Genomic DNA, 20,973 nt, shown 5'->3' with positions numbered 1-20,973 from the left:
CTTACACCACATCCTGCTTTCTTCGTATATACATAGATAATACCATGAAAACAACTAGATAACCGACTAATATTAAAATGTTTTGTAGCTCAGGTAATTGACCCCTAACAATCTCCCATGCTCCATTTCCAAAATGGTAGGCTGGTAACCACATACTGATGTTTTGCATTACTTTAGGCAATACATCAATCGGCATCCACAAGCCACCTGTGACAGCTAATAATAGGTAAAGCACATTACTAATCCCTATAGCAGTATCTACCCGTTTCATGGTGCCGACTAATGATCCTATTGCTAGGAATGGTAGGGATGCTAATAAGATCCACGAAGCACTGAAAAGCCATTCAAATATAGACAATCGAACGCCATTAAATAGGATTCCTGCTGTAAATATGACAACTATAGAACATACATGGACAACCGTTTGGCCAAACATCTTTGCTGAGAAATATTGAAAGTCCGATAAAGGCGTTACACGCATGTATCTCGTCCAGCCTTGAGAACGTTCTTCCACTAAACGAATACCCATCGTCATTATCGAACTCCCCATTACACTAAAAACAGTCATCGACATTAAATAATGGGCAGCCCAAACTTCTTTATCGGCAGTTTCTACATCAAATATTTTTGTGAAAACAATATAAAAAACGATTGGCATAGCTAAGGACCAAAATAAATAATATGGATTTCTTAATACCCGAATCATTTCGATTCGACTTTGGTTGATAACTATTTTCATAGAATTTCTCCTCCTCTAACTTACATCCTTTTCTGTATCTACTAATTGTGAAAAAGCATCGTCAAGACGACCTTTCTCTACGCGAATATCACTCACATCTAAATTGGAAGTAAATATTGTTTGTAGTACAGCATCCGTATCATCCGTTATAACGTGAACTCTTTCATCCTTCTTAAATACGTCCGTAACAAAAGCTTCTTGAAGAAACATCTTTTCTGAAATAGAATGCTCTGTGATAAAGGAAACAGACTGCTTAGTAAGCTGTTTTTTGATGAGGTCTGGTTCCGCATCTGCAATAACTCTTCCTTCATGGAACAAAATAATTCGATCGCTTATATCGTCTGCCTCTTGTAAATAATGGGTTGAAAAAATAATGGTTTTCCCTTTTGCTGCAAGCTCATTAATCGTATCCCAAAACAACTTCCGAGCAGTAATATCCATTCCGACTGTTGGCTCATCAAAGAATAATAAATCAGGATTTCCGACTAATGCGAGAGCAAAGCCGACTCTACGTTTCTGACCACCAGAAAGTTTTTCGGTACGCTTATTTAACTCTTCTTTCTTTAACCCTGTTAAACGTATGAGTTCTTCCATTGAAAGGGGATTTGGATAATAACTTCGAAACAATTGGATAATTTCTCTTACTTTAATCGTATCCATCAGGCTCACTTCTTGAAGCATGACACCGATTTTTTCTCGAACTGCTCTCTCCCTTGGATCCATCCCGAATAACAACGTTTCCCCCTCAGTTGGGTGTAAGAGCCCTAGCATCATAGACATCGTTGTCGTTTTCCCGGCTCCATTTGGACCTAGAATGGCTACAATTTCACCCTTTTGAATGGAGAAGGACGCATTATCTACCGCTTTTTCTTTTTTGAATTTTTTAGTTAACTTTTTTATTTCAACTATCGACTCCATCGAACCAGCTCCTTTATTTAGTTAGCTTAATTATATGTTATCGATATGCCACTTTATCAGTGGATGTTGTCATTACTTCGTATGACATTTGTCATATAGGATTATATAGATATAAAAGAAGAGGAATCCTCCTCAGCATTTCATCTCACTTTGTATTTTCTTACATGTGCTATAATTCTTTTGGATAACGCTTACAAAGGAGGTTTATATAGATGACACATATTTACTCCGTTGAACACAATATGAAGCACAACAGCAATTTCGTTGTCGATGTACCTGAAGGCTATCATTGGTTAATTGTTATCACAAAAACGCCTTCTGAATTTTGGGTGCAAGGTGAAACTAAGGAGTACCCCGCACACAGTGCAATTATTTACCGTCCACCACAAAAAGTTTATTACAGGGCTTCAAGAGATCAGTTTATCAATGATTGGATTCGCTTTGAAACGGACGTACCTTATATTACGGAGTCTCCACTTCCATTCGGTGTTCCGTTTTCCGTAAACGATCCTAACTATTGTCGCAAATTATTTGAGCTGTTATCTATTGAACATAACTATAATCGAGATTATAAAGAAATCTCGATCGACTTTTTATTAAAAACATTATTCAACAAGCTATTGGAATCTTACTTCCATGGTGATATCTCTCCACAATATTACAATCTGTTGAAAATCCGCACCATGATTCAAAACAATCCGGGAGATTATTGGACGGTTTCAAAAATGGCAGAGCAACTAAGCATTAGTGCAGGTTACTTACAGAGCATCTATAAAAAGACGTTCGGGGTTTCCTGTATGGATGACGTTATTGCTAACCGAATTCGTCTAGCGAAAGAATACTTGATTCATAGCAACCAAAGCATCGCAGAAATTGCTTCTCAGTGTGGGTATCAAAATGTAGAGCATTTTTGTAGGCAATTCAAGCATATTACGGGGAATACACCGAAGGAATTTCAAAAATCTCAATATGTGGAGACATTTTAAATCAACAAAAATAGGGAGGACATTCTCCTCCCATAGCTTGTCATTCTAACATCTGTTGTCTTTTAAAGTGTTGTACGATTACTCCTCGTCTACAAATAGATCCGGCAAGATATTGTAAATAAACTGATTCTGCCAGTACCAAGAATGAACACCGCCATCCGCTTCAATAAAGTAGAAGTTCCCTTTATTTGTATCCGAGGAATAAATGAACACATCTGATAGTTTTCTCATTTCGTCCACTTGGGGCTTTAAATTCGGATATGCGATATCTTGATTTCCTGTAGCACTGAAAATGTAGAAGTCCTCTGGTGTATATTCAGAGTTTCTTACGACATTTGCAAGGTATTCAGCCGTCTCCTTCGGCTTGCTACCACCACCAGAATCCTCTATTGCCCAACTATCACCACTTAGTGGCATATAATATTTAACATAGTCAAGAGCTTCAGCAAAGGTATGCCATGTGGTGACGGATCCCATAGAAAATCCTCCAAACGCTCGATGTGCTCTCGAGGCTTTTATATCCTCTCTGCTTCCAGATTGAGCATAGGTATGGTACTCTGTTTCCGCTAGTGGAATAATATCATTAACTAGTTCCTCGTGGAATAGAGCAACATCACCTTTTCCTCCATAGAAACTCGGCGTGACTACGATTAGAGGTTCAATGTCACCTTTCGCAATCATGTTATCGATAATTCTCTTCATCTCTCTACTTTCATTTGGACCGCCGAAAATAAGATCTTCATTCTCACCGCCACCATGCATGAGGTAGAGAACGTTATATTTCTTACTTGAGTCGGATTCGTCGTAGCCATGTGGAAGATAAACATGGAATTTCTTATCGTCTTTTCCACCATCTAAATTTTCAGTTTGATAATGTAAGGTTTCGATTGTTCCTGGCTGTTCGGATTCAATTCGATACTCATCTGGAAGAGGTGTAAAGTATTTTTCGTTTGCAGCTTCTTCTGTCATTTCCAACTTGCTGATTGCCTCCTGTAATGCGTCATACTGCTCATCAATTTGTTCTTGTTTAACCTTCTTCTCATTGATGAGTGCACTTTCCGTAACGTCACCAATAGCTTCCATTACAACATTTGAGTTTTTGTAAAGTGAAAAATCCATTTTTAACGTTTTCTTTACTAAGTTGATGAGATCATAAGGATTTAGTCCGCTAGTGTCATTCTTCTTTTTCCCTGCAAGGACAATCTCCCCAAATACACTTGTATCGTTCCATGCATTACCGGTTGAATCAAACACATTAATCGTTCCTACCCTCTCGGAGCCTACTGCATCATTTACTTGCAATTCAATTCCTAGTACTTGTCCATTTTCAGGCTTACCTTTTAACCCTATTCTCGCTTCAACGATATATCCATCCTTCGTTTTCTTTGTCGCTGTGTAATAATCGTCCGCATTTCCGTTATCCACTGATAATGCATTTTCATAGTTAACGCGAATATGCAAATCATCCATCCCATATTCCTGTGACTTATCATTATTCTCGTCCAAAAATACTTCCACCGAATCTTGCATATATGGCGTACCTGATTCTACGGATAAATTTTTGTCTTTGACCTCTGCAAGAATATAAATCGCATCATCATCCCATAACGCCTGAAATGTTGCCGAAACGTTATCGGTATTTATATATTTCGGTTTTACTTTAGGAGCATGCTTCCATTCCTTTTTATCTACTTCTCCATCAATAAGTGGGGAGCCAAAATAGGCAACCATTCTCCCCTCCGAATCAAATCCATCTTTGTCCACCGGAATTTTTTTAGGCGGCGCTGCAGATTTACCTGACTTTCCATTTCCTGAAGAAGCAGAAACATCCGGCAAACTACTAGATGAATAGGTGAATACTAGCGCTACAGCAACCAATATCGTAAGTACAGGTTTGATAGTTTTTCTTTTCATAATAGCCTCCATAGTTAATGTATTTCACTTCAAGTAGTAAGCGATTACAATTTTATTTACGCTATTCATGCAACAATCGTTTGACATCACTTTTTAAAGAGTTGTTGGGAAAAATGATACAATCCACTACTCCAAACCGCTGGTTCATGACCTCCCTGATCTAAATACCATTGATGAGGGATATTTTTTTCTGTTAAGCTACGATGAAAGTTTTCACTAACAAATAACAAGTCATCATCCTCACCACATGATAGCCAGAGTAAATGAAGTCGCTTGGATACTTTCTTTGGATTTGTAACTAGTTCTTCCAACGGCTTTGTATTGGGTGCTGCAGAGAATGCTCCAATCCAACCAAAAGTGTCTACATTTTTTAATCCAAAATTTAACGACTGGCCTCCACCCATAGATAACCCCGCTAGGGCACGATGATGGCGATTTTTCCAAACAGGATATTCCGATTCAATATACGGGATAAGATCATTTAGTAAATCTTCTTCAAATCTTTCAAATGCCGCAATTTTTTCAGGATCAAATATATCTCCAATGGGACGATCGTCTGCCATCGCACGACCATTTGGAAAAACAACAATCATTGGTTCTAATTTATTCTCTGCATAGAGGTTGTCCAAAATATTTTTAGGGTTCATTTGGTCATTCCACTCATTCTCATCTCCCCCTATTCCATGCAGAAGATATAAAACATTGTATTTTTTCTTTGGCGAATACCCTGGAGGAGTATAGACCATTGCATTGCGGTCAAGTCCAATTGTAGTAGAATAATACGTAACCATTTTCATTTCACCATGAGGAATTTCAGTTTGATATTCATCATATCCAGGAGATAGAGCTTCGATTTTTTCTGAAGCGGTTATAGCGCCTGGAGCAATTGCAAACACAATACAAAAAGATAATATCAAAAAGTAAATTCTCTTCATTTTTTCACCTACCTACTAAATTATTTTAGTCTTAGACTATTTAATAACTCCCGCTTAAAAAGGATGTATCACCACCTTTCAGCAGTGTAGTGAAAAATTCCTGAATTCCATAATTTCTACTATCAATTTTAATGTTACTATAAGTCACATAGGCATAACAATGACCTAAACGAATGTAAAATTGATATATCCTAATATTTAATCATTCAGTAAAGAAAATTTGGCTAGTGTTCTCCTATGATGTACTGTACTTGGAACTTTTTTACGCCGAATTACCTTAACGTAAAAAAATATACTATCCTAACGTATAAACAAAAAAACCTATTCCATTTTAATAAAAAACGAAATAGGGATTCCCTTTACAGGTGAGTATTATTTTGTGTTCATTTATCCTTAATAGTAGTCTTCGTATACAAAGCGATCACTAATTAAAAAATCTAATGAAGTATCTCCATAATCCTGCAGTAAGATTGTTTCTTTTCCTCAAAGTCGTGAATGTTTGTTAGAATCAACCAATCGTCGCATTGATATTGCTTAGAAAGAGCTAGTAACTCATTCTTAACCTTATTAGGCCCGCCAATTATCATCCGCTTACGGTTGTTTCGAATTTTAGCCAATTCTTCCTCATTCCAATCCGTTTCTCTTGCTTCTTCGGTACTAGGCACTCTACTATCCAAGCCTTTTTCCACATGTAGTAACCATGCATCTTGACTGATTGCTAACTCCTCTGCGTGCTCGTCTGTTTCACCGCATATAACAAAAATGGCGGATCTTCTGGATGGCTTTGTAAGATAGCCTTCAGTAAATTGAGCTTCATATATCTCATGTGACTGTTTGCCTCGACTCGGATTGATGAAGTGCCCATACACGTAGCCGACACCTAATTCTGCAGCAAGTTTGGCACTATTTTCACCAAGGCCCAATGAATACAACATTGGGGATTCCTCTGTCCTCGGTGCGGCACGAATGCTTCCATTTTTGCTCAAGTACGTAACAAGGTCTTTTAACTTTTCAGGGTACTCTTCTAGTTGATTTGGTTTTCCATCCGCTAGCAATGAACGAATTGTCTCGTTACCACCAGGCGAACGACCTACCCCAGCTTCAATTCTGCCTGGAAACAAAGCCTGTAATTGAAAAAGCTGAGTAGCTACTTTATAAGAACTATACTGTGGCAGTAGAATACCTCCGCTTCCTACTTTTAAATCATCCGTCTTTGCTGCGACTGCAGCCATCATAATCTCAGGGGAACTTGATACCATCCCCTTTGTTGCGTGATGCTCAGCAAACCAATATCTCTCATAGCCTAAGCTCTCTACATATTGTGCTAACTCAATCGTTTGAGCTGCTGTCTCCTCCGCTGTTAGCCCTTTCGGTTGCGCCATTTGATCCAAAACACCCAACTTCATGATGACGTACTCCTTTTGTCCATATTTATCTCTCATCGTATTAGATTGTTTCCTTCTGTTCAAATAAACATACTTAATCTGGCTTGGATCATCTAAATGTCTTTCACTAACTCACGTTTTTTAACAAATCTGTCTGTTAGGCAAACAAATAAAATCAGGCTAATATAGATCGTAGGTACAACCCATGGCAAGTACATCGTCTCAATTATTCGCTGAACACCAACAGGAATCATCACGAAGGCAAAGGCACAAAATAGTAATATTTGAGTACTGATTTGGGTCAGATAGTTTCCAACCAGTGCAGAACAAGCGATGGTCAGAATACCGAACACATATCCTAACATGATTATAGCTACAATAGTTAAAAGAATAAATTCACCAAACGTAATATCGTACCATACTGGGTTATTAGACATACTATACACATGCATAAAAAAATAATGAGCTGTATCGTTTGTTAAATAGAGTCCTCCATAAATCAACAGGTGAATGGCTAAAAGAATTCCAATTGAAGTTAACCCCGCACGCCATTTTAAATGGAATATCCCTCTTCCCTTCTTACTCGTATATTGAAGTGGAACAATATCTCTCACTTTATCTCTTATATAAATTGGAGATAAAACGATCGCAATACTTAACAATATAATCACTACCACTTGACTGGAGTAATTTTCAAAATTACGAAGTACAAGTTCACTGTAATATTGGAATTTTCTATTTTGTAGCATTTCTCGAATTCGTTCTTTTTCTTGTTTACTATTGGATTGATAACGAATTAAAAATTCAAGACCCGTTACTCTTGACTCATACCTCTCGATGATTGACTCTCGTGCTTGCAATTCCCAAAATAAGTCTTCTTCTAGTTCAAACATAATATGACTATGCATTTCTTCAGCAGCCATATCATCTATATCAGTATTCCGAAATTCCTCATAGGAATCAACTCCTGCTTTAATTGCTAACTCATCGGTTTGCAAAAATTCGTTTGCGTCTTTCACTCGTTCGTCATATGTTCCTATAAAATCAGCAAACTCATCCTCATCGATAACTTCTCCGTATCTGTCAATCATCTCCATTTCAACCTGAAAAACATCCTTAGCAGGGCGACCATTCGGAAAGTATTCTAGCTCAAACTCAATTAGTAATATGTATAATAATAAATTCAGTATCACTACGAGCAAAATAACTGGCCAAGTGAATATTTTCTTTAACTCCATCCAAAATAATTTCATTTAGACTAAATCCTTTCGCATAAATCGTTTAAGGCTTATGGTGAGTAGAAACATAGAAATTACCATCCATACCGTTAATGTAATGATTTCGTGGTATTGACTTCCTGCCAAACCAGCTAACCCATTGAAGTACATATGTGGATTTAAAATTAATAAAGTTGGATTAAACTGACCTAGTAAAAGTAACAAAGAAGAGAATGTAAATAGACTAGGAATTACAAACATAGCAACTAATAATAAATAGCAGAAAACCGTCGCCATATAACTATTTTGAATAAAAACCGACACTCCAAAAGTTAGGGTTGAAATAAGCAACAAGGTTGTTGTAATAATAAGTATAGCCATACCTAAATACTCGATAAAGGTGAAATCATACCAAGTCACATAAGGAAATTTATATTCCCAATTGATCCCGCTAGAAACAAAGCTTTCCCAAAGGCCACTATAATCGAAGGTGGTGAAGTAAATAGCTAACGTTACAATAAACAAAAAGCCACAAACTATTAACGTACCAAGCAAAGATGCATACCACTTTTTAAGCATCAAACGACGACCAGTCTTTGTTGAATATGTGACAAAACTTGTTCGATTATCTCTTTCATAACAAGCAATAAATGCTGATATAAGCACTACCAGAATTACTCCTTCAATTGCGATAATTGACATCAGTTCGCGAAATAATTGACTATGCATTCGGTATGGATTCCCGGCAAAAAACCAAGTCTTATATTCTTGCTCTTCTACAATTTCATCAAACCGCATTGCTAATTTTTCATAATCATTAAGGATTAACTCTTCAGCAATGCCACTAATATTAAATTTTTCGATAACTCCATCACCTATCACCTCAATGTCTAATTCTTCATACCTTTCCTCCAGCGCTGAAGCTTGATTATAGTACAGATAGCGCAAGGATAAATTATCGATAGTCTTTTGGTCATCCAAACTATAATTAGTATAATTTTCAAAGGTTAGTTGATTAAAAAAATCATTGATTGTTTCTGCTTGATGATCAATCGAACTAACACCTTGTTCAATTGCACGTTTTAATTCCTTTAAGCTTTCATCATTGAATGATAATCCGTACTCTTGTACTATCTGATTCAATATCTTCAATTCATCTTTCATGTATGCATTTGATAAGATTGTGAATAGATTAAACCCAACAAAAACTAGTAACATAAGCACAATAACAGGCGATCGGAGGATTTTTTGAAGTTCAAGGAGAGTAATCCTCATCCTTTTCACCCACTTGTACTTTCATTCGCATATTTATATAAAAATATATCTTCTAACTGGGGAGTAATTGGTTTCCAATCAGAATTCTCCTCGTTTGCCACAAATCGAATCATTGTTTTTCCTTTGTCCTGTCTCTCTCCCAGTATGAAGTACCTCTCTGAAAAATTCGCTAAATCTTTAAAATCAATTACTGTTTCAAAAACCTTACCTTCGAGTGTTTGACAAATAGATAATACATCCTGCTTATATAAAAGATGCTTATTTTTAATCATAATAATCTCATTAGCAATCGTCTCTACATCTGAAACGATATGCGTCGAAATCAAAATGATTCGATTGCGAGAAAGACTGGATAAAATTTGACGAAAACGCGCTCTTTCTTTTGGATCTAATCCAGCTGTTGGTTCATCAAGGATCAAGATTTTCGGATCATTCAAGAGAGCTTGAGCAATTCCCACTCGTTGAATCATCCCGCCTGAAAATTTCCGCATTTTCTTATTTTTCACCTCTGATAAGGCTACCATCTCTAAAACCTCATCTGTACGAGCTTCAGCAATTTTCTTTGATATCCCTTTTAACGCTGCAAGATACGTTAAATATTGCCTTGGTGTATAGTGTTTGTAATAACCAAATTGCTGTGGTAAATAACCTAATATGTCTCGGTAATCATCATCTAATTGGAAAATATTTTTTCCATTATAGGTGATTTCACCTTCTGTAGGATTTATTAGTGTCGCTAACATTTTAATCAACGTGGTCTTTCCAGCTCCATTAGGTGCAAGTATCCCATAAATTCCATTTTCTAAGCTCATATTTATTTCTTTTAATGCCTCAAAATCCCCATATCGCTTACTAATATTCTTTATTATAAGCATTCAAATGCTCCTCCTTGATTACGTGTGAAAAATCGTTTTAAAGCGTATATAAACAAGCATATGACCGACAACAAAATTAGAAAATAAATGATGACAGGAAGTTTCAAAAGGATGAGTATGTAGGAATCCAACCAATAGGAGAAAAGCCAATTCCCACCAATCCATATCATACTGAAGGCTCCAGTACGAATATATAAATGCCGTTCTTGATAAAGCAATAGCATTATCGAAGCGAAAATAAATAAACCTGATAGTCCAATCGGTATCGAATATATAATATTAACTTCAATAAACTGTGCTGTGAAAAGAATACATGTAATTATTAAAAAACTCGCTATTATACTGTAAGCAAACATGCGGAGTGCTAGCATTTGATAGACAGTAAACTTCGTTGTCATCTCAATTTCCAAAGTACGGTTGATTCTTCTGTGCAGATAGGAAAAGCCAGTTAGAGCAAGAAACCCAAAAGGAGCAACTGTGAATAGTAAACTATAAAATTCTGTTTCTTTAATTGTCTGGTTACTAGTCGACAACATAGTTAGTGATAAAAAGAAAGTCAATATGAGTAATGAAAACAACCATTCTCCTCTTCCAAATAGAACATGCCAAAGGGGCAATTTATTATAAATTTCATTTAAGGTTTCCAGAAAAGTTTTCCGTTTTGGCAGGCCTTTTTCTATAATAGTTGAAATTTGCTCACGAATGATTTCATCTCTGGGAACCCGTACTTCAAATTTGTTTCGTTTCATTACGATAGGCCTCCATTCTTATTCGCATTTGCTTTATTGCTCTGTAATACTTAGTTTTAACGGTAGATTCGGGTATATCTAATATCTCTGCAATTTCTCGAAATGAATAATCTAAGAATATTTTCTGACGAACAATTTTTTGTACTTCTTCAGACAACTGAGCCAATAAGAGTTGGATTTCTTCATAGTCCTCCTTGTATTCTAAGGAAAGTTCAACATTATTCTCGCTTACTAGCTCTATTTCGGGAATTAAATTTATTCGGGTGGTTGACTTATAGTGTTTGGAGCGGAAATAGTCAATACAATGATTAGTCGCAATTCGATATAGCCAAGTCCGAAAACTGGATCTAGTACCTTCAAAATTATGAATCGATTTCAGCATGCGAATAAATATTTCTTGTGTCAAATCAAGAGACAGCTCTTCATCCAACATCTGTTTATATACATAGACATATATTTCCTTATAATATTTCTCGATGAGCTTATTAGCACTTGCATGGTCCGAATTGTCTTTAATCTTCTGTATCCATCTCTTTTCAAAATTGATCACCACTAACAACTCGCTTTCATAGTTCGCCTATATATTCGAAAATTGAAGAATAATAGTTTTAACTTTTATAAAAAAACAGAAAAATATCTACTCGAAATTTCCTTAATCGTTAATTTTACTTTAGCTTAGCATAATAATTTGTTATCATCTTCTGTTTATATTAAGCAAACCGAACCTGCAATCTATAAAACAACAAATAAGGCTACAAGCAAATCTATGAAACTTTTGCTTGTAACCTTATCCTTTAAATCCAACCTATTACTTTTTTACAGTAACTTTTATAGTTTATTCATATCGCCATCTCAAACACTTCTAAGATACCCACTCCGAGTTTCATTCATCAATACTACTTTTAGATAAATCATATAAAATCCTGCAAAGGAAATGAGTGCTATCAATGCCCCCATGAAAAAGGGAATTAGAAATGTTAGTACAGAGAAACTAATGTAAATAATCAAGGCATTCAAACTACAAATACTAATACTGATTAAAGGATTCCCAATCGTTATAATGAAAGAATCTTTTAGCGACTTTAATAAACTCTCATTTATATGCACGGTATATGAAACAAAATTAAATGTAAATACTAACAAAAACATAAACACGATTAGAAAAACAATGGATAAGAAGAAGAATAAGGTAGAGCCGAAAGATTCACCTTTTAACAAGATAAAATAATAATAATCTAATACATAGATAGCACATATCGCACCTAAGATCAATCCTCCAACCATACTCCTTACATAATTTTCTTTATAATAGCGCCAGAAGGAATGGATGATACGGATATCCGTTTCTTTCATGACCCACTAACGAGTAACAGCGAACAATGCAGAAGTGGCGGGAAAGAAGACGAATGGCAAAAGTGCTGCTATCGTCATAGCTACCATAAATAGCTCATTTATATTCTCCACTGCTATCAAATTAATAACTAAATATACAATAGGGATGTTAAAAGTGATCCATAGTAGATTGATAATGAGTAATCGCATGACCCATTCTGAAAAAGTATAAAATACACCCATTAATCCACTAGCTCCCACCTTTTTCTCCTCCTTTCCAATTGTTTTATATTTCCTTAAGTGGATATTCACCCACTAATACTATTAGGTGAATATCCTGTTTATCTCAAACTTTTTTAGAACTGGGCGTTATCAAACGCTTGTTGCATAATTTCTAAATAACGGTCTAAACCTAATCGATTGAAGCCTTCTACATATTCATCCCAGTCAGATTCTAAGCTCTTGTCACCTGTAATAAATTGTACGGCATTTTGGTAAATATAATCTTCAATATTCGTTCTCATCATGCTAAGTTCATCTATTACTTCTAGGTCGTACCATACTGCCCAATGAGGGAAAACTTCCTCTGGTTGTGTTCCTTCATATAAATAAGTTGCCTCTTGGAGTCTACGCTCATAACCACCTGCAGAATAAATATCCATATCTTGAACTAATCCATCTCTAAATTCTGTTGGGTGATAATACTGAGATAAAGGTCCCCAGCTATCATTTCTTTCTTCTTCCCCTTCGGCTAATGGTATTTGCTTGAGGATAGGTTCTACATCTTCATTAATGGCGACATCTCCTTCTTCAGGTTTCTGCCAGCCAACACCTTCCTCACCATTTTCAGCGGGAATTTTACCCTCTTCTGTAAACATGTAATCAATTACTTTTATCGCTGCAATCTGCGCTTCTTCACTTGCTTTGTTCGTTAAAGCAAACGTACCACCCGGTTTACTAGGATAGTCATATCTTCCCCAAGCGCCATTCGGTCCCTGTAATGGTGCAACAGGAGAATACTGGTTATGAATCTCTAAATCCGTTGCAATCATTGCTGGGTGAACAATGGCAGTACCACCAAGAATCATTTCGTCAGCTCCGCCCAACTGGTACAGTGCATCTTGGTTTTGGGAAAATGCTCCTGAATCTATTAATCCTTTTTCATAAAGGCCATTCATATAAGCTAAGCCTTCTTTCCAGCCTTCCTTAATTGGTGCAAAATCTACTTTTCCGTCTTCTACTATCAGTCTGGTAGTTGCATCATCATAGATAAATCCATTCATTAAATACGTTATGATTCCACCATCATCTAATCCTGCAACTCCACTAAGAGGTATTTCATCATTTTTACCATTACCATTTGGATCTTCATTCTTAAATGCTTCTAACACTTTTTCAAGTTCTTCATGCGTTGTAGGAGTATCTAAGCCAAGATTGTCAAGCCATGTTTGATTCAGCCACAATTTATTATTCCATGTACAATGGAAACACTCATTTAGTTGTGGTAATCCGTATATATTTCCGTCTGGAGCTGTTGCCATTGCTGCATAGTACTCATGATTATCAAGCACTTCTTGGATATTTGGTGCGTGCTCCTTAATTAGATCATTCAAAGGAATGAGAGCGCCTTGCTTACCATAGTTGATTAACTCAGCTTGTGAAAACTGATCTACCCAAGGTATTAGTAAAAACATATCTGGGTAATCCCCACTTGCCATAGCTATACTACGAGCTTCCGCTGCAGCCGTATTATCCCAAGTAGTAGTTTGCCAATTAAAATCAATATTAAATTTATCTTCAATTAAATTGGAATACCAGTTTGTTTCTAAATCCATGGTAGAGTTTTGCTGTGAAAATACACTAATTTTCACTACTCCATCTCCACCTTCATCCGAGCCACTATCTGCTTCTTCATTATTCGAACATGCAGCTAGAAGGAGTACCATCGCAATCATTAATAAGCTTATGATGTGTTTTTTATTCACTTTCACTTCCTCCTATCATCTTGAAAAATTGAATTTTAAAATGCATTCTATTTCTTACTCTAAAACAGCTTATCCTTTTAGAGAGCCTATCATCACTCCCTTCACGAAATGCTTTTGTACGAAAGGATAGATGATCAGTACAGGTAAACTTGCTACGACAATCAAACAATATTTCATTAAATTGGAAAGCTCTTGTTGCTTTAACATTTCTGATGCCTCCATTTGCCCACCACCAGAAGTGTTCAAAATAATAATATCTCGTAGAACGAGTTGGAGTGGGTGTAAGTCTGCAGATTTCAGATAAATTAAAGCATCGAAATAGGCATTCCATTGAAATACTGCATACATTAACACAAGAACTGCTATGATAGGCTTGGATAACGGGATGACAATCGACCAAATAAATTGAATATCACTACATCCATCCATTTCACTCGCTTCCACCAAATCATCTGAAATACTCGTCTGGAAGAAGGTTCGTGCGATAATAACTTGCCACACTGCAATGGCCTGAGGTAAGATCATCGCCCATCTTGTATCTATCATCCCTAAATTCTGTACAACTAAATAAGTTGGGATAAGACCACCATTAAAGATCATCGTAAATACAATGAAAATCATTAATACATTTCGCCCATAAAAGCTTTTCCGTGATAATGGATAAGCAATTAATATGGTTAACGTTACACTAATTAATGTTCCAAATAGCGTATAAATAAATGAGTTCGTATACCCAGTCAGGATTCTAGAATTCTTAAATGTAGCCTTATATCCATCGAGTGAAAATTCTACTGGCCACAACCAAACTTTTCCTGATGTAACTGCTGAAGGGCTACTCAAAGACGCACTAACGATATACACTAATGGTAGGAGAACAATTAGTAATGCAATCGTTAAAGTGATATAGACAATGGCCATAAACACTTTGTCTCCTAAGGACTCTCTAATGCTGTTTTTCGCTCGAGTCATACAAATCCTCCTTTCTTTTTACGTTGAAATCACCAAAGACTGTTATTAGATATCCTCTTAGCAATCGTATTGACAGATAAAAGTAGGATAAGATTGATGACAGAGTTGAACAATCCTACAGCTGTTGCAAAACTAAAGTTAGCGTTTAACAAACCGACCTTGTACACGTAGGTTGCAATAATTTCCGAGGTAGCTAAATTCAATGGGTTTTGTAATAGATACACTTTTTCAAAGCCGATCGCCATAATATTGCCTACGTTTAAAATCAATATAATGACCATCACTGGCATAATGGATGGGATGTCTATATGTAAAATTTTTTGTAGACGAGAAGCACCATCCACTTTCGCCGCCTCGTATAATTCAGGGTTTACTCCTGCCAGAGCTGCGATATAAATAATGGCATTATATCCCGTATGCTGCCAAACATCAGACCAAACATATACAGAGCGAAACATTCCCGGTTCACCTAAGAAATTGATAGACTCTAATCCAAATATGGCTAAGACATCATTAACAATGCCTAATCTTGGGGATAAAATAAGAGTCAACATAGATACAATAACGACGGTTGAAATAAAGTAAGGTGCATATGTCACCATTTGAACGGATCGTTTAAAAATACCCTGTCGAATTTCATTTAGTAAAAGAGCTAATATAATAGGGATAGGAAAGCCAACTAGCAACGTATATAAGCTCAATACTAAGGTGTTCTTCACTAAAGGCCAAAAGCTAGGGTTCTCAAAGAATAGTTTAAAATATTTTAACCCTGCCCACTCACTTCCCCAAATACCTTGTACAACATTGTAATCCTTAAATGCAATGACGGCATTTGCCATCGGTATATATTTAAAGATAAGAAAATATAAAACAGGGGGAATGACCAATAGATACAGCTGCCAATGTCTTTTGAATGCCTTATTAAGGTTCGATCTAATGGAAACTTTCCTTTTTTGTTGTTTTAATGCTGTGCTATACATTTCCAACTTCATAGAAATACCTCCTCCCTATACATTTTTATTCCTCAGCACAATCGCACATCGTTACCGTTATGGTTGCGCTTACAAAATAAAGATAGCATGCCAAAATGGCGAAAGTAAGGTACAGTTTTTGTTGGAAAGTACGTTATCTTTAGTAATGCTTGTACATCCGTTGTTATATAAAGCTTTCATTTACTGCTTTTTATAGACGTGCTTCATAGAACGTACAATTAAAATTAGAAGGTACAATTTCTATTTTCGTAGCTGGTTCTTCCATTAGCTATAATCTAAGGAAAAATAAAGAAAAACCTTGGCATCACTTTGAAATGCCAAAGTTTTTCTATCATAATTATTTCTTTATTTGTTAACCTTCCGATACATATTAGGAGTCATATTCATCACTCTTTTAAATGCTCTTCTAAAAGAGTGTGAGCTATTATAACCTACTTTTTCAGATATTGTATCTATCGTTTCATCCGTGCTAATTAAAAGCTCTGTCGCTTTTTGCATTCGTAAATTTTCTAAGTATACCATAATCGATTCCCCAGTCTTTTCTTTGAAGAAATGAGAGATAAAATTTTCTGGTCGCCCAATTTTCTCTGCAAGTACATACAAAGTTAAGCTCGAATCATTATAATTTTCTTCTAAAAATTGAGTGATTTGATTGATAACTTCATGATCTGTTTCTGCTTGTCTTTCTTCAACGAATGCACAGTACGTCTTCGCTATATACAACATATCTTCCTTTACGTTTTGATAACTATCTCTCAGTTGAATTTCAAGAACTTTATTTCTTAACCTTTCTAATCCTTCTTGGTCTCTGACAATTTTCGGTTCAAGTGACTTAATAAGAGTAGATTTTAATTCTCCGATTAATAAGTATCCCATATCGAGTGGTAAGTTTTTTTCTTCAAAATTCAGTGCGAATATTTGATTAAGTACTTGTTTTGCACCTGAATATTCGCCCTTTTTCAAATAATTGGAGAGACTCAGCTCCATTTCGATTGGGTATTCATATAATTCCCCTTCTTTCTCTATATCCGCAAACCGTTGTATCCCATCCAAGTTCATTAATTCCGCATATTCCATCGTCTGTAATGCCTCGTTGAAGGAACGATTTATTTCTAAATAAGAATTAAAAGAATCTCCAATAAACATATTTAATGAAATTCGATAATTTTTACCGATATCTTCTTGTAACATCTCTATAATAGAGTCCATTCCATTTGCATCTTTATTCGGTGGAAAAATGACGATGATTTTATCCCTTCCCTGATAGCATAGTAGGATATTCGGCTCAATATTCGTTAATGCTTTCTTGATAATCATCCTAGCTGCGTTAATCTCTTCATAGACTTGATCGCCTTCCATGTCCCCATATCCTTTAACACCTATGATTCCTACATATCCAGTTTTTTCATGGATTTGGAGGTTGACCTGCAAGGCCGCCGTTTTAATTTCCTGCTCTGAATGGAAATCCCCTCTAATTAGTTGTTTAATATAAGCTTCTCTCAACATTGGTAATTGTTCATTTAATTCTGATTGTAAGGACTGATTATTAGAGATTAAAGAAGCAATATTTCCTTTTAGAAAATCATACTCATTGTTATACGTTAAATTACTCTCTTTAGACTCTTCTCTTAATATACCGATTATTGTTAATAACGGTCGATGATGACGATTAGCTAAAAACAAACTAACAATAAGACCAACGAGCAAATTTAATGCTGTAACCATGAAAGCAATTCTTTTGATGGAATTAGCTTCTTTCATTAATACTTTTTTTGGTATACCCGCATAATACATCCAACCATTTTCCGACTGCGTAGTAATGATTAACGTATCGTCTATATAATAATGCGTTTGCGTTTCATCCTCTTTAATATCTAAGCCTTCTATAAATTCTTTATCTGTTCCAATATAAGCTAACGGTTCCCCTTCTTCATTTGTTATATAACCCCATCCACCATACCGTTCAGAAATGCCGCTAAATAGATGGTTGATTTTGCTTTGCTCTATCGGAATTACAATCATTCCGAATGAAGAATCAAAAGAAGTTAATGGAATGGATTGTAGATAAGTAATTACCGATGTTTCCTTATCTCTTTTTTCATACTTTTGAAGAGGAAGTATTTCTCTATGATAAACGGGTTCTAAAATATCTGTTTTCCAATCGTTAGACGAAATATCTTTGTATTGATACAGTTTATAAAAATCATTAATTCTAACATATACAGAATTAGGTTGGATAATAACGTCATCCTTATTTAAATAAAGATAAGCATCTTCTAAAAACTCATTAGCCTGTATATTATTTAATAATTCTTTAGATATTTGCACATATTGGTAGGCACTTCCTCCATTCTCGGGTTTCTGTTCGCTCATGATAAGACTAATATAGCTATTCCGCGCTAATTGTCTTGTGAATTTTTCAACCTCAGATAATCTTTGTTCTAAATGTGTCTTGCTCTGGTTCAATACTAAAAGACTACTTTCAATTGATTTTGTTTCTGCAATTTTAATCGATGTATGATAGCTAATAAAAGCAGTAATAAGAGGGATGGAAAGTATAATAACATAGGAAATCAAAAAATTCCGAAAGGTTTTACTTACTTTCACTCTTCGCATTTTACCCCTCCTGTTAGTAACGCTTTTTTATCTTCTAAATCTTATAAAACTTTTTTGCATTCTCTCCAAAAAGCTTCTTTTTATCCGCTTCCGATAATTGATTCGGGAGTGCCTGCTCCAAAATGTTTATCACGTCATCATAGCTTCCTGCTAGAAGACATACCGGCCAATCACTACCAAACATCACTCGTTCCATGCCAAACTCTGCTAAAACATGTTGAATGTAAGGGGTAAAGTCCTCTTGCTTCCAATAAAGATGATCCGCTTCTGTCACCATTCCAGATAATTTACAATATATATTTTGATAAGCTGCAATTTTACTTATGTGAGTCTTCCAAGGCTCTAATTCTTGTTGAGCGATGGCTGGCTTTGCAATATGATCGATTACTCCTCTTATATTTGGTACTTTTTCTAGTAGTTGAAGAACCGCTGGAAATTGATCATGAGTAAAAAGCAAATCTATGGGAACATCTTTTTCAGCAAAATAACGAATGGCCTCTATGTATTGCTCTTTTAATATAACTGTTTCGTCAGGCATATCTTGAATCATCAAACGAAATCCGAGAAATTTGGGGTGTTTTTCAAATTGAGAATACTGATACTGATAATCTGACTTCTCTACATCAATCCATCCAACAACACCTGCAATGGTTCCGTTTTCATTAGTAAGGTTTAAAAGATACTCCGTCTCCTCAATAGTAGGGGCAGCCTGGACAAGAACAGTTTGGCTAATATGATGCTCTTGTAAATGTGGGCTAAGATCGTTAGGTTGAAAATCTCTATAAAGCTCAGTTATTTCTGGAGTTATCCACCCGTAGTCTCCACGATTAATTTTCCAATAGTGCTGATGTGCGTCAATTCTCATTTGAATACCTCCATTTTATCTCTATAGTATAATGAAATAACGTATAATCATATTGCAAAATCTGATGTTTTTATAACTTTTTTTGATATTTATCATTAAATCACCATTCATTTAATGGGGAGTAATCACATAAAAAAATACTCTATACGATAGATTTTAATTCTATCTTATAGAGCATCAGTTAAAGAATCACACTCTAACTATGAGAGACTACTATTTCGGCATTACCTGATATAATAAATTCTTCCACCGTAGCTGGGATGATAAAATGACTTCCCTTCTCTACTTCAAAATGGTTCCCATCTATCGTTATCTTCGCTGCTCCTCCAATGACACTAGCTTGTAAAAAGTCCCCGTCTCTTGTTAGAAAAACTTCACCATTTAAAGTCCAGTGATATACAGAAAAATACGTCTCTTCTACTAGTTTCTTTATCTCCATACCATTCTTAGTTTGTTGTGTTTGGTCTAGCGTTATATCCTGATGGGGAATCGTCGTCACTTGTTTTGCTCGGTCTAAATGTAATTCGCGTTTATTTCCTGCTGCATCTGTACGTTCATAATCATACACACGATACGTAATATCAGAACTCTGTTGGATTTCTAATATAACAATTCCCTTACCAATCGCATGAACTGTACCACTCGGAACGTAAACGAAATCTCCTGCTATTACCGGAACACGTCTTAATAGTTGATCCCATTCTCCATTATTTATCATTTCATCTAACTCTTCTTGCGTCTCCGCATGATGACCTAAAATCAGCTCAGCGCCCTCTTCAGCATGGAGGACATACCAGCATTCAGTCTTTCCATAAGGAACTTTTTCTACTTCTCGCGCAAATTGATCATCTGGATGGACTTGGACTGATAGGTCGTCTGCAGCATCTAAGATCTTCACTAATAACGGATAAGCATTTTCATTCTCTTTACTTTTGTTAAATAACGATCCATGATTCTCCCAAGCATCTAATAACGTTTTACCTGCTAAGGGACCATTTTTGATGACGCTTGGCCCATTTGGATGAGCAGAAATTACCCATGCCTCACCAGTTTGCTCAAATGGTAAATCATAATTAAATTGTGTCTTTAATTTTTGTCCACCCCAAATTCTCTCTTGGAAAACAGGCTGTAGTAAAATAGGTTCGTTGTACATTGCTACCTCCATTATATCTTCGTTATTTATGTATAGGAAACAGAAGAAAACCCATTCGTCCTCTTCTG

General features: G+C 35.8%; 19 protein-coding genes. 1 reads left to right on the top strand and 18 read right to left on the bottom strand.

Annotation, left to right across the window (positions count from 1 at the left end):
* Position 1 precedes the first annotated feature (1 nt).
* Positions 2 to 739: an ABC transporter permease gene (locus GGQ92_RS08710; RefSeq protein WP_184247233.1), complete on the bottom strand. Its 738-nt coding sequence runs from the start codon at positions 737 to 739 to the stop codon at positions 2 to 4.
* Positions 740 to 754: 15 nt separating this feature from the next.
* Positions 755 to 1,657: an ABC transporter ATP-binding protein gene (locus GGQ92_RS08705; RefSeq protein ID WP_184247230.1), complete on the bottom strand. Its 903-nt coding sequence runs from the start codon at positions 1,655 to 1,657 to the stop codon at positions 755 to 757.
* 212 nt (positions 1,658 to 1,869) lie between these two features.
* Between GGQ92_RS08705 and GGQ92_RS08700 the strand changes: the two genes are divergently transcribed.
* Entirely contained in the window at positions 1,870 to 2,643 is a 774-nt protein-coding gene (locus tag GGQ92_RS08700) for a helix-turn-helix transcriptional regulator (protein WP_184247226.1), read from the top strand.
* A gap of 78 nt (positions 2,644 to 2,721) precedes the next feature.
* On the opposite strand, the gene GGQ92_RS08695 is transcribed toward GGQ92_RS08700, so the two are convergent.
* The 16 genes from GGQ92_RS08695 to manA all read right to left on the bottom strand — a co-directional run bounded on the left by GGQ92_RS08695 (position 2,722) and on the right by manA (position 20,905).
* A complete protein-coding gene (locus tag GGQ92_RS08695; protein WP_184247223.1) occupies positions 2,722 to 4,557 on the bottom strand; it encodes a sugar-binding protein in 1,836 nt (611 codons plus the stop codon).
* 86 nt (positions 4,558 to 4,643) lie between these two features.
* Complete coding sequence (locus GGQ92_RS08690) at positions 4,644 to 5,492, bottom strand: alpha/beta hydrolase-fold protein (protein ID WP_184247220.1); 849 nt, start codon at positions 5,490 to 5,492, stop codon at positions 4,644 to 4,646.
* Between the two features lie 437 nt (positions 5,493 to 5,929).
* A complete protein-coding gene (locus GGQ92_RS08685; RefSeq protein ID WP_425486393.1) occupies positions 5,930 to 6,901 on the bottom strand; it encodes an LLM class flavin-dependent oxidoreductase in 972 nt (323 codons plus the stop codon).
* 89 nt (positions 6,902 to 6,990) lie between these two features.
* Entirely contained in the window at positions 6,991 to 8,130 is a 1,140-nt protein-coding gene (locus GGQ92_RS08680; protein WP_184247214.1) for a hypothetical protein, read from the bottom strand.
* Positions 8,131 to 9,369 (bottom strand): hypothetical protein, encoded by a 1,239-nt coding sequence (locus tag GGQ92_RS08675; protein ID WP_184247211.1) that lies wholly within the window; start codon positions 9,367 to 9,369, stop codon positions 8,131 to 8,133.
* Between the two features lie 5 nt (positions 9,370 to 9,374).
* A complete protein-coding gene (locus GGQ92_RS08670; protein WP_184247207.1) occupies positions 9,375 to 10,244 on the bottom strand; it encodes an ABC transporter ATP-binding protein in 870 nt (289 codons plus the stop codon).
* The gene (locus GGQ92_RS08665; RefSeq protein ID WP_184247204.1) at positions 10,235 to 10,993 is read right to left on the bottom strand and encodes a hypothetical protein; all 759 of its coding nucleotides are present in this window, start codon (positions 10,991 to 10,993) and stop codon (positions 10,235 to 10,237) included. Before GGQ92_RS08665 ends, GGQ92_RS08670 begins: the two co-directional genes overlap by 10 nt.
* Entirely contained in the window at positions 10,974 to 11,543 is a 570-nt protein-coding gene (locus GGQ92_RS08660; protein ID WP_343068800.1) for an RNA polymerase sigma factor, read from the bottom strand. Before GGQ92_RS08660 ends, GGQ92_RS08665 begins: the two co-directional genes overlap by 20 nt.
* 302 nt (positions 11,544 to 11,845) lie before the next feature.
* Positions 11,846 to 12,346, bottom strand: coding sequence for a DUF624 domain-containing protein (locus tag GGQ92_RS16690; RefSeq protein WP_184247201.1), 501 nt, complete (start codon positions 12,344 to 12,346; stop codon positions 11,846 to 11,848).
* Between the two features lie 6 nt (positions 12,347 to 12,352).
* Positions 12,353 to 12,586 carry a YesL family protein gene (locus GGQ92_RS08650; RefSeq protein WP_184247198.1) on the bottom strand — a complete coding sequence of 78 codons (234 nt, stop codon included), beginning with the start codon at positions 12,584 to 12,586 and terminating at the stop codon, positions 12,353 to 12,355.
* Between the two features lie 95 nt (positions 12,587 to 12,681).
* Positions 12,682 to 14,310, bottom strand: a complete 1,629-nt coding sequence (locus tag GGQ92_RS08645; RefSeq protein ID WP_343068799.1) for an extracellular solute-binding protein — start codon at positions 14,308 to 14,310, stop codon at positions 12,682 to 12,684.
* Between the two features lie 69 nt (positions 14,311 to 14,379).
* The gene (locus tag GGQ92_RS08640) at positions 14,380 to 15,279 is read right to left on the bottom strand and encodes a carbohydrate ABC transporter permease (protein ID WP_184247196.1); all 900 of its coding nucleotides are present in this window, start codon (positions 15,277 to 15,279) and stop codon (positions 14,380 to 14,382) included.
* 29 nt (positions 15,280 to 15,308) lie between these two features.
* Positions 15,309 to 16,259, bottom strand: a complete 951-nt coding sequence (locus GGQ92_RS08635; RefSeq protein ID WP_184247324.1) for an ABC transporter permease — start codon at positions 16,257 to 16,259, stop codon at positions 15,309 to 15,311.
* A gap of 357 nt (positions 16,260 to 16,616) precedes the next feature.
* Positions 16,617 to 18,887: a helix-turn-helix domain-containing protein gene (locus GGQ92_RS08630; RefSeq protein ID WP_184247193.1), complete on the bottom strand. Its 2,271-nt coding sequence runs from the start codon at positions 18,885 to 18,887 to the stop codon at positions 16,617 to 16,619.
* 34 nt (positions 18,888 to 18,921) lie between these two features.
* Positions 18,922 to 19,752, bottom strand: a complete 831-nt coding sequence (locus GGQ92_RS08625) for an amidohydrolase family protein (protein WP_184247190.1) — start codon at positions 19,750 to 19,752, stop codon at positions 18,922 to 18,924.
* A 196-nt stretch (positions 19,753 to 19,948) separates the two neighbouring features.
* Positions 19,949 to 20,905 (bottom strand): mannose-6-phosphate isomerase, class I, encoded by a 957-nt coding sequence (gene manA, locus GGQ92_RS08620; protein ID WP_184247187.1) that lies wholly within the window; start codon positions 20,903 to 20,905, stop codon positions 19,949 to 19,951.
* Positions 20,906 to 20,973: the final 68 nt, after the last annotated feature.

The organism is Gracilibacillus halotolerans, from assembly GCF_014206945.1.
Taxonomy (GTDB): domain Bacteria; phylum Bacillota; class Bacilli; order Bacillales; family Amphibacillaceae; genus Gracilibacillus; species Gracilibacillus halotolerans.
Note: the sequence above shows the minus strand (reverse complement) of the source record. Positions and strands in the feature narration are given on the sequence as shown.